The organism is Amycolatopsis sp. NBC_00345 (genome assembly GCF_036116635.1).
In the GTDB taxonomy this organism is placed as follows: Bacteria; Actinomycetota; Actinomycetes; order Mycobacteriales; family Pseudonocardiaceae; genus Amycolatopsis.
In genome coordinates this window covers 1,120,885-1,134,636 of sequence record NZ_CP107995.1, presented here as the reverse complement: position 1 = coordinate 1,134,636, position 13,752 = coordinate 1,120,885, and the positions used below count along the sequence as shown (strand labels likewise).

Sequence of the window (13,752 nt, the reverse complement as noted above, 5' to 3'; positions counted from 1 at the left end):
CCCGGACGGGCCGACGGTGACCGAAAGTCACGCCGAGGTGGCACCTTCGCCTACTGAATGTGCCCACCGAATTCACTCGTTAGAGCAAGCGCAACTGCAGCAACGCGGCGAAGCGGGCGTCCGGATCGGCCAGGTCCACGTCGCCGACCTCGGCTAGGCGGCGCAGGCGATAGCGGAACGTGTTCGGGTGGACGTGCACGGCCGCGGCGGCCGCCACCACGTCGCCGAAAGCGTCCAGCCACGCGCGCAAAGTCTCGACGAGGCCGGTGTTGTGCTGCTCGTCGTAGGCCAGCAGGCGGGCGACCGCGCCGGTGGGCCGATCGCCCCGGGCGGCCGCGATGTCGCGCAGTTCCAGCACAAGCGACTCGGCGTGGACGTCGGCCAGCCGCGCGACCCGCAGGCCACGGGCGTGGCCCGCGCACAGGACCCGAAGCGTGCGGTCGGCGTTTTCCCGCGCCACGGCGAGTTCCGCGACATCGCGCGCGACCGGGCCGACGGCCGCGACGGCCGTCGCTTCCTGGGCCCGCTCCCCCAGCCGGTCCAGGAAGTCGCCGGCGATCCGCACCCCGCGTTCCTCGGCAGGGATATCGCTGTGCCCCACCGGAATCAGGCCGTACACGACGTCGCCGACGAGCGCGGCGGCACTGCGCGGGTGCACGGCGCTCAGGTGCAAAGCGAGGCTGTCGCTCAACCGCTGGCGCGCGGTCACGTGCCCGGCGTCCACAACGCCGTCTCCCCCGGGCAGCGCCAGCGCGAGCACCACCACGGGCTGGTCCGCGACGCCGAGCCGGTTCAGCGCCTCGCGCGCCCCGGCCCCGCCTTCCAGTGCGGTGCCCAGCAGCTCGGTCCGCAGCCGCCGCTCGACGTCGGCGCCCGCGCGGATCCGCAGCAGGTGCAGGGCGACCAGGCGGGCCGCGTCGACGAGGGCCTGGCCGCGGTCCTCGCTCAGCGGCTCGCGCACGGCGGCCCAGATCGAGCCCAGCAGCTCGTCGCCCGCCCGCACGGCGACCGCGACCCGCGCCACGGTCAGGCCCTCGGTCTGCTCGTCCGGCACCTCGAAGTGCACCGGCTGATCGGTGCGGTAGAGGTGCCGGAACACCCCGCGCTCGGTCAGCAGCCGCGAAAACCGCTCGGGCACCTGACGGCCGAGGATCGTCTCCACGCGCGACGCGTCGGCCTCGTCCTGGCGGCCGGAGAACGCGACCACGCGGGATTCGCGGTCCTCGATCGTCACCGGGGCGTCGATCAGCGCGGCGATGGCGTTGGCCAGCGCGAACAGGTCGCCGGACGGCATCCCGCCCAGCATCGGGGGCCCCGCGTCCCCGATCTCGGCCAGCGACGAACGCAGCAGCGCGGCCAGCTGCGCCCACGACGCGCCCCGGGTCAGGCCGAGCAGCGCGACGCCCGCTTCGTCGGCCGCCGCCGCCAGCTCGTCCGGCACCGGCACCGGCGCCCGCAGGACCAGCGCGACCGCCTCCTGCCGCCCCAGCTCCCGGACGAGCCGCAGGACCTCCCCCGGCTCGCGCAGGCCGACGCCGAGCACCAGCGCGTGCCGCGGCAGCACGCTGTCCTCGAGCGGGTCGTGGATCACCACCCCGCCGATGCGCACCGCGGCGGGGCTCCCGTGGACCAGTTCGAGCAGGGTCGCGCCGAGGTCGTCGAGAACGCGGCCGAGGCCGTTGTGCGGTAACGGGTTCACAGGTCAGGGCACCGTCCGGAGCTGGGGAGTCAGGTGCTCAGCCTATGGCCACCTTCGGGGTCGCGCGCCCGCCGAAGTGGAGGTACTCCTCGCCGGTGGGCAGCGGGTAGAAGGTGACCGGGATCCAGCCCCGGCCCTGGGTGGCCCGGACCACGAACAAGCCCGGCTCGACCGGGACCAGCGTGTACTCCTGCACCTTGTCCGGCAGCAGCTCGGCGAGCGGGCCGGTGATGGTGACGCGCAGCCTCGCCCCGCCCTCGCCGCGGAACACCTCCATCAGCGCGCCCGCCCGCTCGTAAGTGCCCAGGTACGGCTCGAAGTCGACGGCCACCGGCTCCGCGGGCGGGCCGAGCGGCACCGGCATTTCGACGTCCGCCAGCTCGGCGAAGATCTCCCGGTAGAGGTCCTGGTAGAGGTCGCGGGTGCTGCCGCCGTTGGTGAGCAGCGCGACGGCGAGGCCCTGTTCCGGCAGCAGCCGCAGGAACGCCGACTGGCCGATGGTGTTGCCGTCGTGCCCGATCAGCCGGTGGCCGTCCCAGCCGTACCGGATCCAGCCGAGGCCCCACGAGTCGCCCAGCGCGTGTTTGTCGGGCAGGTCCGCCTGGAACGCGGCCATCGCGGCCGCGCCCTCCTCCCCGAGCACGCGGGTGCCGTCCGGGGCCAGCCCGCCGGTCAGGTGCAGGCGCGCGAAGCCGAGCACGTCGGCGGCGGTCGCGGTGATCAGCCCGGCGGGCCCGGCCGAGCGCGGCAGTCCCCACACCGGGGCGGGTTCCGGCTCGTCGTCCCCGAAGTGCCCGACGGCCGCGCGATGCAGCAACGCCTCCTCCGGCAGCGTGACGGTGTGCTTCAGCTCCAGCGGAGTGACCAGCCGCTCGCGCACCGCGGCGTCCCAAGTGGACCCGGTGAGCTTCTCGATCACCCGCCCGGCAAGGGAAAACCCGGAGTTGCAGTAGGACCAGGTGGCGCCGAGGGGATGGTTCTGCGCCACCTCGGCCAGCAGGCCGGCGTACTTTTCGAGGCAGTCGTCGCCACGGCCGGTGTCGGTGAACACGTCGCCGTCGATGCCGCTGGTGTGCGTGAGCAGGTGGCGCATGGTCATCTGCTTGGCCGCGGTGGGATCGGCCAGGCGCAGCTCCGGCAGCACATCGGTGAGCGGCGCGTCGAGGTCGAGCAGGCCTTCCTCGACGAGCTGCAGCGCCACAGTCGTGGTCCACACCTTGGAAATCGAGCCGATCTGGAAAACCGAATCGGTGGTCGCCTCGACGCCGGTGGCGACGTTGAGCACCCCGTGGGCGGCCTCGACCAGCTCGTCCTCGCCGCCCGGGTGCAGCCGCAGGATGCCCAGCTGCGCCGCGGGCACGCCGTGCCGGCTCGCCAGCGCGGAGAGCCGGCGCTGCCAGTGGGCGGCGTCGATCCGCGGCCGCCGCGGGCCGTCCGGGTCAGCGGCGTACTGCTCGACCCAGTCGACAACACGGCGGTTGTAGTCGAGCCGGTGCGAGGGCGGCCCTTCGAGGATGAACAGGTGGCTGCCGCCGGGGTAGACCACCAGCCGGGTCGGCACCCCGCGCTCGCGCAGGGCCGTGTGCCACTGCTCGGCCTGCCCGATCGGGCAGCGCAGGTCGTTGTCCCCGTGGAGGATCAGCGTCGGCGTCCGCACGTCGGCGACCTTCGTGTACGGCGACATCTCCGCCAGGTCCGGGCCGCCGTTCCACGGCTGCCCGCCCAGCTCGTACTCGGTGATCAGGTGTCCCTCGTCGGAGGTGCCGACCATGCTGGTCAGGTCGCTGGCCACGCCACCGGCCACGGCCGCGGCGAACCGGCTGTCGCGGCTGGTGAGGTAGCAGGTCATGTAGCCGCCGTAGCTGTACCCGGTGACGGCGAGCCGGGCCGGGTCGGCCACGCCCTCGGCGACCAAGGTGTCCAGCGGCTCCAGGAAGTCCTTCGCGTCGGCCACACCCCACGCGCCGAGAGCGGCGGTGTAGAACGCCTCGCCGTAGCCGTCGCTCGCACGCGGGTTCAGCACCAGCACCGTCCAGCCGCGGGCGACGAGTTCCTGGTGGTAGAGGTGGAGCTGGTCGGCGGCGCCGTTCCACGCGCCGTGCGGGCCGCCGTGGAGGTCCAGCAGCAGCGGCCCGGGGCCGTCGGCGGCCGGGTCACGGACCAGCCAGCCCTGCACCACCGTGCCGTCGGAGATGGTGAACTCGCGCTCCTCGCGGCGGAACGGCTCGACGTCCTCGATCCCGTGCCGGGTCAGCACGGTCTCCGTGCCGGTGGCGAGGTCGACGGCGACGATCTCACCGTACGAGGACGGCGTGCCCAGCACGATCGCGGCGGTCCCGCCCGCGACGGACACACCGGCGACGACCCGTCCGGCGCCGGTCACGACCGGGCGCGGCCGGTCGCTGTCGTCGGCCGGGACCGAGTAGAGGTGGGTGCAGCCGCGGTCGCGAACGCAGAACAGCACGTCCCGGCCCTCGTTCGTGAGCTGCGGCAACGCGCCGGGGTACGCGGGCCCGCCGGGCATCAGGCTGCGGTCGAGGGAAGCCGCGAGCTCGGCCGGCTCGCCGTCGAACGGCAGGCGCAGCAGGCGGAGCTGCCCGGTGGCCGCGGTCTCCGTCCCGATCACCAGCAGGCCGGAACCGTCGGCGAGCCACTCGGCCGTCACGCCGAGGCCTTCCGCCAGCCCGGCGAGGACCGGCTCGGCCGCGGGGTCGTCGGCGTCCACTGTGTACACCGGGACGCGCGAGACGAGGTCGGCGTCCGGCGCGGTGGCCGCGGTGAAGGCGAGCTTCTTGCTGTCCGGCGACCAGGTGGCGTCGCTCGCGTGCCAGTCGCCGTCGGTGACACGGCGGACCTTCTTCCCGGCGACGTCCAGGACGTGCAGGTGCTGGCGCAGTGAGCGCAGCGGCCCGGCGCCGTCGGCCTTGTGTCCCAATCGATCCGACGCGACGGGGGCTTTCGCCCGGCGCTCCCGGGCCGCGTCGTCTTCGTTGTCGACGGCCTCCAGGTCGACGGCGGCGGTGAAGGCGATCCGGGTGCCGTCCGGGCTCCACACCGGGCCGCCGGCGCCGAGCGGCAGCCGGGTCAGCTGCTCGGGCTCGCCGCCGTCCGCGGGCAGCAGCCACAGCTGAGGGGCGCCGTCGTCCTGCGTGCGCAGGAACGCCACGTGGGTGGCGTCGGGCGACCACGCCGGGGAGACGTCGGAGCCGCCCCGCGTCAGCCGCCGGGGCCGCCCGGACGGGACGCCCACCTGCCACAACGCGCGAGCGGTGCGGTCGGCCTCGGCATCGGCGGTGCGGAGCACGTAGACCACCCGGCTGCCGTCGGGCGAGAGGGCCGGCTGCTCGGGAACCGCGACGGCGGTCAGGTCATCGATGCGCGGGCGTCTTGTCACCGGTGTCTCCTCGCTGGTGGTCGCTCACTGTGTCTTCTCCACAGGTACCAGTTTTGGCGCGACGCGGTGGTTTCCCGGCTCTCGAGCCGTTCAGCCGATCTCCAAGACCGCCTTGCCGTGCAACCGGTTCTCCAGCAGTTCACCGACCGCCTCGCCGGCCTGGGCCCAGCTGCCGCGCCAGGAGATCTGCGGGGCGAGGACGCCGTCGGCGACCTGCTGGGCCAGCCAGGTCAGGTCGGGGGCGAGGCCGGTGCACTCGCCGAGGAAAAACGTGGTGATCGAACGGTTGTGCCGCCCGCCGTCGCCGACCAGGGCGCCGAACGGGAAGCTCTCGCCCCGGGTGGTCGAGTGGCCGACCGCGACCAGGGTTTACGGCCGGGAGGGTTGCTGGTGACCCCGAACGTCCCGCCACGGTCACCGCGCTCAGGCGCCGACGGCAGGACGAATGGCGGCGCCCACCGGGTACTCGATCCTCTGCTGCGCAAGCTGTGGGGCATCCAGGAACGGTCGTTCGAGGCCTTGGCGGCGGAGCTCAAGGATGCTGGGTTCGTCCGCATCGCCGCCGCCGAGGCAATGCCGCCCAACCTCCCACTCGTGCGGGCACACCGGCCAGAGTGACGGCAGGCTGCCGTCCCCGATCGACCAGGTCGTGAGTTCGTATTCATCGCCGAGCGCACGACCTGAACCAACGGGGCAGTTCCAGAACGCGTTCACATCGGGCATTACCGCGCGCCGCGCCGAACGTGCTGTATGCGGCATGAGCGGATGGTCTGCTGCCTCTGCCCTGCCAGCGGGTGGCTGGCCATGCGCTTGGATCCGGCGGTGCTCAGAGCGGCAGGCACAGTACGGCGACGTCAGGGGAATGGGCTATTCAACAAGCGCCTCCGCCAATGAGCGAGGTTGGCACTGGTGATCCGCACATCTGGGTGGTCGGTGCCTCGTACTCGTATCGAGTCGGCCAGCAGCTCTTCCAGCGCGGCAACGGCACCTGCCGGGTCGCCGGCCTGCCCTCGCCACTGAGCGAGATTGTTACGGGTGATGAGGGTATCCGGGTGGTCAGCGCCAAACATCCGCAATTGATCGGCCAGCAGCTCTTGCAGCGCGGCAACCGCACCTGCCGGGTCGCCGGCATTGCCTCGCCAGTGGGCGAGATTGCTGCGGGTGATCAGTGTGTGAGGGTGGTCAGCGCCAAGCACCCGCACGTCGTCGGCAAGTAGCCTTTCCAACTCGGTGACGGCGCTTGCCGAGTTGCCGTTCTGCCCTCGCCACTGAGCGAGATTGCTACGGGTGATGAGGGTATCCGGGTGGTCAGCGCCAAGCACCCGCACGCGGTCGGCCAGCAACTTCTCGAACGCGGTGGCAGCGCCTGCCGGGTCGCCTGCCTGCCCGCACCAGTGAGCAAGTTCGTGGCGGGTGATCAGCGCGTGAGGGTGGTCAGCACCGAGCACCCGTACCCAGTCGGCCAGCAGTTCCTCCAGCGCGGTGACGGCGCCTGCCGGGTCGCCTGCCTGCCCACGTCGTTTGATAAGACTGACGCGGGTGACAAGGGTGTCGGGGTGGTCGGCACCGAGCACCCGTAACCGGTCAGCCAGCAGTTCCTCCAGCGCGGTGACGGCGCCTGCCGGGTCGCCTGCCTGCCCGCGGTATAGCGCGAGTTCGAAGCGAGCGGCCAGAGCACGAGGGTGGTCGGCACCGAGATGTAGAACGGCGGCGGCGTGCAACCGTTGAAAATAGTCCGTGGCTTGGACGGCCAACCCGCTCTCGCCGAGGCTGAGCCCGGCACGAAACAATGCCGAATGCCCGCCCGATTCCCACAAACACTCGGCTGCGATCTCATTCAGTGCGTCGGTATTGGCCCGAAGCATTTGGCTCATCCCGGTACTCCGCTTGATCTCCGGCCACACCAGCAGCAGCGTGTCGGCCACCGCGCACGCCAGGAGGGGTAGCCGTGTCTGGGACAGGCTGTCGCTAGTGGCTCGCTGCACCAAGGCGTGCACTCGTACTGCCCGATGCTCTGAGTCCGAGGGTGGCGCCAGGGTGACCAGGCTCAGTCGGTGCAGGCACCCCAGTCCGTCCCGTGCCTGTTCAGCGTCCACCTGCCGCCCGGTGCCGGCGGCGAGCAGAGCGAGCACCGGAGCAGCGGTGAACACGTCAACCGGGATTCCATTGGGGTCCAGCAGGCTCGCTACCTCCAGCAACGTCCCCGCGATCCCGATCGGCTCAAGCCGGTTCGCATGCTCGATCGACAACGACCAGGTGGCGGCCACAGTCGCCCGATGTTCATCGGGTAACCCCTCTTCCTCGGGCAATAGTGAGGCCAACTGGCGTCGCCGATCGGCCAACCGCTCCTGGTAGGCGGCACAGGACAGGTCGCGGTCGAGCATGAACGCCCCGGCCTGGGCCAACGCTGCCGGCAGACACCCCAGAGCGCCGGCCAGTTCAGTGACCTCGTCGAGTAGGTGCGGCCGGTCGGCCAGGGCACCGGTCAGGTAGGTGACGGCCTCGACAGGGGTGAACACGTCGACCTCGATCACCCGGCGGCCGTGCCCGCGCAGGGCGGCGTCGCGGCGGCGGGTGGTGACCACGACCCGTCCGGACGGGGTCGCCGGGGGCCATAAGCCGCGCAGATCCGCCGGAGCCTGCACGTCGTCAAGGACCAGCAGCCACCGTGTGTCTGTGGCGGCCAGCCAGGCCAGCAGCCGTTGGGCGTCGCGTTCGGGGTTGGTGTCCTCGGTGCCGGTCAGGTCGGCAACCAGACGGGCGTAGTCGGACACGATCGCGTCCCGGGAGGTCGCGGTGATCCACACCAGCAGATCGACCTCACGCGCCGCCCAGATCGTCTCGGCGTAGTCCAGGGCGAGTTGGGTTTTGCCCACCCCACCCAGCCCGGACAGCACACTGGCCGAGGTCGTGCGGTCGGAAGCCAGCACCGCGGTGCGGCCTGGGTTGATCGCCACCGCGAGGTCGGTGGCGATCGTCCTGCACTGGAACGACGCCGCTCGTGGGGGCGTGGTCCCATATCGGTACGGCAGCGATGCCTTCTGCCGGGCCGGCAGATGGATATGGACTCCATCGTGGATCGTCCCAGCCATGACCACGTTCCCAGTCACGTCACCCGTGACCGTATTGGCCACACGGGGTAGGGCAGGGTCAGGCTGGCGGCTCATGGCCCGATTATGGCCCCGGTGTTGCCGGCTTGGCCGCGGATATCGCTGTACACGCCAGACGATGCCAGGTATCGGGGCAGTTCGAGATGAGCTCGCCCAGGGATCTCTTCAACGATGCGTGCTTCGGAGTGCGTTGCCGCCACGTCCGCTCATCGGCTACTTCAGACTGGCGGTACGGCCGGTGGTCCCACAACGGTGGCGGACGACAACCGCACCGGGCATCTGAGAGACAGCCCTGGTCAGCGTGTTGCGAGGTCGGCTGCCGCAACGGGCCAAGATCATCATGCACGCGCGGGGTTCCCTTACGGATAATCTCGCTGCCCACGCAATGACTTTCACCGCGGATACGTCTGATCTACTGACCACGACTTCACCCGAAATGAGAGGTTGCGGCCGATGATCGAGCTGACGATGCAGCGGTACAGACAGGCTTTGGTGGATCAGACCGCGCAGTTCGCCGAGGCCGCGCGCGGCGCCGCGGCCGGCGCACCGGTGCCGACGTGTCCGGAGTGGACCTTGGGCCAGCTTGTCGAGCATCTCGGCCAGACCCAGTACTGGGTTGCCTCGATCGTGGAGAAGCGGGTGTCCGACCCGTCGCAGCTGCCCACGTCGTTCGCGGCGCTGCCCGCCGACCAGGACGCGTGGGCGTCATGGCTGGCCGAGGGGGCCTCGCTGCTGGCGGCGGCGTGCGCCGATGCGGGCGAGGACGCGCCGGTGTGGAATCCGGCGGGTGACGCTCGGTCGGGGACCCGGTTTTGGCTGCGGCGCATCCTTTGCGAGACGATCATCCACCGCGCCGACGCGGCCGCGACCGCCGGCGTGGACTACCGGCTCGATGCCGAACTCGCCGCCGACGCGATCACCGACCACCTGGCGATGATGACTTCGCCGGGATGGGCCGCCCAGCGGCCGGACTCCGCCGAGGCGCTTCGCGGCCAGGGGCAGACCTTGTACCTGCACACCGCCGACGAGCCGGATCTCGGCGAGGCCGGCGAGTGGTTCGTCGAACGCGGCGCCGAGGGAGCGACGTGGCAGCATCGCCACGGCACGGCGGACGTCACGGTCCACGGGCCGGCGACCACGTTGCTGCTGGTGCTGACCCGGCGCCGGCCGATCTCCGCCGGGCTGGACGACGGCCTGCGGGTTTCCGGCGACCGGGACCTGTTCACCCACTGGGTCGAGAACACCGCCCACCAGGCCGGGTAAGCGGCGACGCCCCGGACCGCGTCCACCATCGGACGCGGTCTGACTCGCCGATCCCCGGCGGCAAAACTCAGGCCCGGGCCCACTTCTGGCTGCCCGCCCCCGTGCAGCCGGAGATCACCAGCGGGGCGCTGTCCGCGGTCCCGCCGCCCTCGACGTCCAGGCACTGGCCCGACGCGACGTTCACCACGGCGCCGTCCGACCGGACCCGCCACTGCTGGGCCGCGCTGCCGGTGCACTCGCTGATCTGCAGCGGGGTGCCGTCGGCCGTGCCGCCGCCGACCACGTCCAGGCAGCGGTTGTCGAACACGGTCAGCTGGTTGGTCGCGGTGGACGTCCATTCCTGGTTGCTGCCGTTGTGGCACTCCCACAGCGTCGGGCGGCTGCCGGGTGTCGAGTCGCCCCGGGGCACGTCCGCGCACCGGCCGGACGCCTGGCCCTGGAGCATGCTGGTCACCGGGCTGCGCGCCCAGTTCTGCTCCGGGCCGCCGGTGCAGGACGCCGTGCCGAGCACGTCGGCCGGCTCGGTGCCGGGCGCGGCCAGGCACTGGCCCGAACCGCCGTTCACCACGCTGCCGTCGGCACGCAGGTCCCACTTCTGCGCGGGCACGCCGGTGCAGTCCTGGATCTGGGCGGCCGCGGGGTCCGCCCCGTCGAGGCACTTGCTGCCGTAGACCTTCAACTGCCCGGACGGGGTCGCCGTCCACTGCTGGTTCACGCCGCCGTTGCAGTCCCACAACGCGATCGCCGTGCCGTTCTCGTCACTCACCTTCGGCACGTCGGCGCAGATGCCGGACTGCTGTCCTTTGAGGACACCGCTGTGGTTGCCGGGCGGGGCCGCGGTCACCGACAGGTTGTCGAACAGATCGGTCTGGTAACCGACCACGCCGAAACCGGCCTGGCCCGCGGGGAACGAGGTGTCCGACGCCGAGCCGAGCGGGGCGCCGTCGAGCGTCGCGGTGATGTCGTCGCCGGAGAAGCTGAGGCCGAGCCGGTGCCACGAGCCCAGCCCCGGCGCGCCGGTCGTGCCGGAGGCCAGGGTGGTCAGCTCGCCGCCGCTGGAGTTCTTCGCGATCGACCACGCGCCCTTCTCGTCCAGCCGCAGCTGGTAGGCGGCCTGCCGGCTCTGCGGCCGGTTCTGGGTGTTCGCCCGGCCCAGCAGGGTGACCGTGCCGGACTGCTGCAGGTCCACGTCCACCGCGACGCTGTAGTCGCGCCAGGCGAGGTCGCCGATCAGGCCGTACGCGTCGCTGTCGCCCTGCCATTCGATCGGCTTGACCGGCGCGACCTGCTGCAGGCACTGCCCGCCGCGGCCGTCGGCGCACGGGCGGGACTCGTAGGCGCCCTGCATGTCGGAGAAGTACTTCGCCTCGGTGCCGGTGGCGTCGCTGTCGAAGTCGTCGGAGTACGGCAGGGCCAGGCCGTGCTCGGCCGGCGAGGTCGCGGTGCCCTTGCCCTGCCCGGTCGTGGTGGTGACCGAGTAGATCCGGCCGGGCTGCAGGGTCAGCGAGTACGAGCCGTCCTGCGGGGTCACGTCGGCCTGCTTGACGAAGTAGTCCGCCGGCTCGCCGGAGCCGAGGTCGGTCGACCACACGTGCACCGCGCCGGTGCCCAGCCCGCCGGAGACCTTGACGTTCACCGTCTGCGCGGCGGTGGCCCCGGTCGTCTCGTAGACGGTGGAGTAGTCCTTGCCGTTGCCCGACTTCAGGCTGATGTAGCTGCCGTTCGCACGGTCGCCGCCGAGGTAGCCGCTCGCGGTGCCGGTGAGGAACTGCCAGCCGGGCTGGGTGAACTGCGTGACCTGCGCGGTGGCCCACAGGCTCTTGCCCAGCTGGTAGGAGCCCGACCACGGCGAGCTCGCCGTCGCCAGCCCCACCGTGTTGAACGGCAGGTTCGGGTAGAGGGCGGCGATGATCGGCCAGTTCATGAACCCGGTCATCTGCCCGTCGAGGTAGCCGCGGGTGATGCTGCGGATCAGCGGGTCCGAGCCGGTGTTGTCGTCCTGGGAGCCGAACTCGCTGGCCCACAGCGGTTTCCCGGTCGCGACCGCGTTCGCGCTGGAGGCGCACGACGTCGCGTCGGACAGATAGCCGCACGGGTAGTGCGCGCCGACCACGCCGACCGCCCGGCCGAACGCCGGATCGGACAGCATGTCGTCGGCGGTGCCCCAGTCGGTGTCGTCGCCGACGATCTGCACCGAGCCGTAGCCGCGGGCGTCGAGGGCGGTGCGCAAGTTCTTGTACCAGGCGGTGTCGTGCCCCTTCTCGTTCCAGCCGCCGAGGTAGCCGATGGTCAGGCCGTGCTGCTTGGCGCAGTCGAGCCAGGAGATGTCGTAGTCGATCATGTCCTGCGACCAGAAGCTCCCGCCGCCGATCCAGCCCGGCGCGGCCCACGGCAGCGCGACCAGCTTGATCCCCGGGTTACGCGCGACCGCCTGCTCCCCCAGCCAGAACTCGTAGCCGGCGTCGCAGTTCACCTGGCCGCGCACGTGCTCGTGGCTGGGCTCGGCCCCGTCGGTGGAGTTCGCGTCGCCGCCGATCTCCAGCTTCAGCAGCTGCACCGCGGCGCCGTAGCCGGGCTTGAAGAGGTAGTCCAGGATCTGCGCGCGCTGATCGGGCGGGTAATCGCGCAGCAGCCGCGAATTCCCGCCGCCGCCGCTGATCGCGCCGACGCCGTCGAATGCGCGGCCCGCCGAAGTACCGTTCACCGAGACATCGGTGGCGGTGACGGCGGTGGCCGCCGCGGCGGGGGCGACCAGCGCGGAGAGGACCAGCAGCAGGACCGCGGACAGGCGGGCCAGGACCATGGTGTGCTCCTCCAGCCGAGGCGAAGCGCCCCGCGACCAGGGCACCGCGTCAAGGGAAGCGGGCCGCGGCCGGGGAAGTCAATGAATGCGGCTCTCCCATCGATATATTAGTCCCGTTTTCTGTCCGGTTCTTTTCCCCGACGGGCGGTTGACCGTTTCGGCGATTCGCATCGAGGATCACCCGCGTACCCCCGGCAAAGGAGCTGGTTCCCCTTGGCGCCCCGTACCGTTTTCCGATTACTGTGCACTATTCTCGTCGCCGTCGGCCTGCTGCAGGCGCCGGTGGCGGCGTCGGCCGCGCAGCGCACCGACCTCTCCCGCGCCGTCGCGGATTCGACGATCGCCGCGCACCCCGCGGCCTCGCTGGGCCTCGGCTACACCGACGCCCTGTTCCTGCTCGGCCTGTACCGCGTTTACCAGCGCACGCACGACTCCCGGTACGTGGACTACATCGAGGACTGGGGAGCCGCGAAGGTCAAGCCGGACGGCAGCACCGGCAACGCCTACAACGACCTCGACAGCATGCTCGCCGGCAATGTCTTCCTGATCCTCGCGCAGCAGACGGGCGACACGCGTTACTCCCTCGCCGCGAAGCGCATCCGCACGCGCCTGGACACCTACCCGCGCACGACCGACGGCGGGTTCATCCACAACACCGGCCTGACCGGGCAGCTGTGGGCCGACGGCGCGTTCATGCTCACCCCGTTCCTCGCGCACTACGGCGCGGACACCGGGGATTCCTTCGCCACCCAGCAAGCGGCGAAGCAGCTGCTCACCTACTTCAGTCACTTGCGTAATCCCGGCGGCCTGCTGTACCACGCCTACGACGAGACGCACAAGGCAAGCTGGGCCAACCCCACCACCGGAAACTCCCCCGAGGTGTGGTGCCGGGCGGTCGGCTGGTTCGGCGCCGCGACCGTCGACGTGCTCGACGCGCTGCCCCAGACCGCACCGGACCGCGGCGCGCTGACCGACATCGTGCGCTACCTCGCCGGCGGCATCCGCAAGTGGCAGGACCCCGCGACCGGCCGCTGGTTCCAGCTGCCGATCAAGCCGGTGCTGGCGGGCAACTGGACCGAGACGTCGTGCTCGAGCCTGTTCACCTACACGCTTTCGCGCGGGGTCCAGCGCGGTTACCTCGGCAAGGACTACCAGCCGACAGTCGACGCCGGGTACGCCGGCGTGCGCGACCGCGTCTCGGTCGCCGACGGCGGGGCCACGCAGATCACCCAGATCGGCGTCGGCACCAACGTGGGCGACGAGAAGTTCTACCTCGCGCGGCCCCGGGCCACCAACGACTTCCACGGCATCGGCGCGTTCCTCTATCTGAACGAGCAGATCACCGGCGCCTGACCCGGCTCCTGCTGTAGGCCGTGACCCGCCGTTAAGGCCTCCTTACCCGCGTCCGACGCGGGTAAGGAGGCCTTAACGGCGTTCGGCAGGTCTCTTGACAAACCCCTTATAGTCAGAGTCTGAAACGTTT

The 13,752-nt window shown here is 71.3% G+C and carries 7 protein-coding genes; 3 read left to right on the top strand and 4 right to left on the bottom strand.

Annotated elements, in window-relative coordinates:
- Positions 1-79: 79 nt before the first annotated feature.
- A complete protein-coding gene (locus tag OG943_RS05170; RefSeq protein WP_328608513.1) occupies positions 80-1,699 on the bottom strand; it encodes a PucR family transcriptional regulator in 1,620 nt (539 codons plus the stop codon).
- A gap of 37 nt (positions 1,700-1,736) precedes the next feature.
- The gene (locus OG943_RS05165) at positions 1,737-5,093 is read right to left on the bottom strand and encodes a serine hydrolase (RefSeq protein WP_328608512.1); all 3,357 of its coding nucleotides are present in this window, start codon (positions 5,091-5,093) and stop codon (positions 1,737-1,739) included.
- Positions 5,094-5,159: 66 nt separating this feature from the next.
- Between OG943_RS05165 and OG943_RS05160 the strand changes: the two genes are divergently transcribed.
- Entirely contained in the window at positions 5,160-5,711 is a 552-nt protein-coding gene (locus OG943_RS05160) for a hypothetical protein (RefSeq protein WP_328608511.1), read from the top strand.
- A 236-nt stretch (positions 5,712-5,947) separates the two neighbouring features.
- Here the strand turns inward: OG943_RS05160 and OG943_RS05155 are convergent, their stop codons facing one another.
- Entirely contained in the window at positions 5,948-8,227 is a 2,280-nt protein-coding gene (locus tag OG943_RS05155; protein WP_328608510.1) for a tetratricopeptide repeat protein, read from the bottom strand.
- Positions 8,228-8,656: 429 nt separating this feature from the next.
- On the opposite strand from OG943_RS05155, the gene OG943_RS05150 reads away from it, so the two are divergent.
- Positions 8,657-9,466: a maleylpyruvate isomerase family mycothiol-dependent enzyme gene (locus OG943_RS05150; RefSeq protein WP_328608509.1), complete on the top strand. Its 810-nt coding sequence runs from the start codon at positions 8,657-8,659 to the stop codon at positions 9,464-9,466.
- A 67-nt stretch (positions 9,467-9,533) separates the two neighbouring features.
- Here the strand turns inward: OG943_RS05150 and OG943_RS05145 are convergent, their stop codons facing one another.
- Positions 9,534-12,269, bottom strand: a complete 2,736-nt coding sequence (locus OG943_RS05145; protein WP_328608508.1) for a ricin-type beta-trefoil lectin domain protein — start codon at positions 12,267-12,269, stop codon at positions 9,534-9,536.
- 213 nt (positions 12,270-12,482) lie between these two features.
- On the opposite strand from OG943_RS05145, the gene OG943_RS05140 reads away from it, so the two are divergent.
- Positions 12,483-13,622: a glycoside hydrolase family 88/105 protein gene (locus OG943_RS05140; RefSeq protein WP_328608507.1), complete on the top strand. Its 1,140-nt coding sequence runs from the start codon at positions 12,483-12,485 to the stop codon at positions 13,620-13,622.
- Positions 13,623-13,752 lie beyond the last annotated feature (130 nt).

Excerpts from the sequence above, each read along its gene's own strand:
- OG943_RS05145 (WP_328608508.1), bottom strand. The coding sequence starts at position 12,269 with ATGGTCCTGGCCCGCCTGTCCGCGGTCCTGCTGCTGGTCCTCTCCGCG.
- OG943_RS05150 (WP_328608509.1), top strand. The coding sequence starts at position 8,657 with ATGATCGAGCTGACGATGCAGCGGTACAGACAGGCTTTGGTGGATCAG.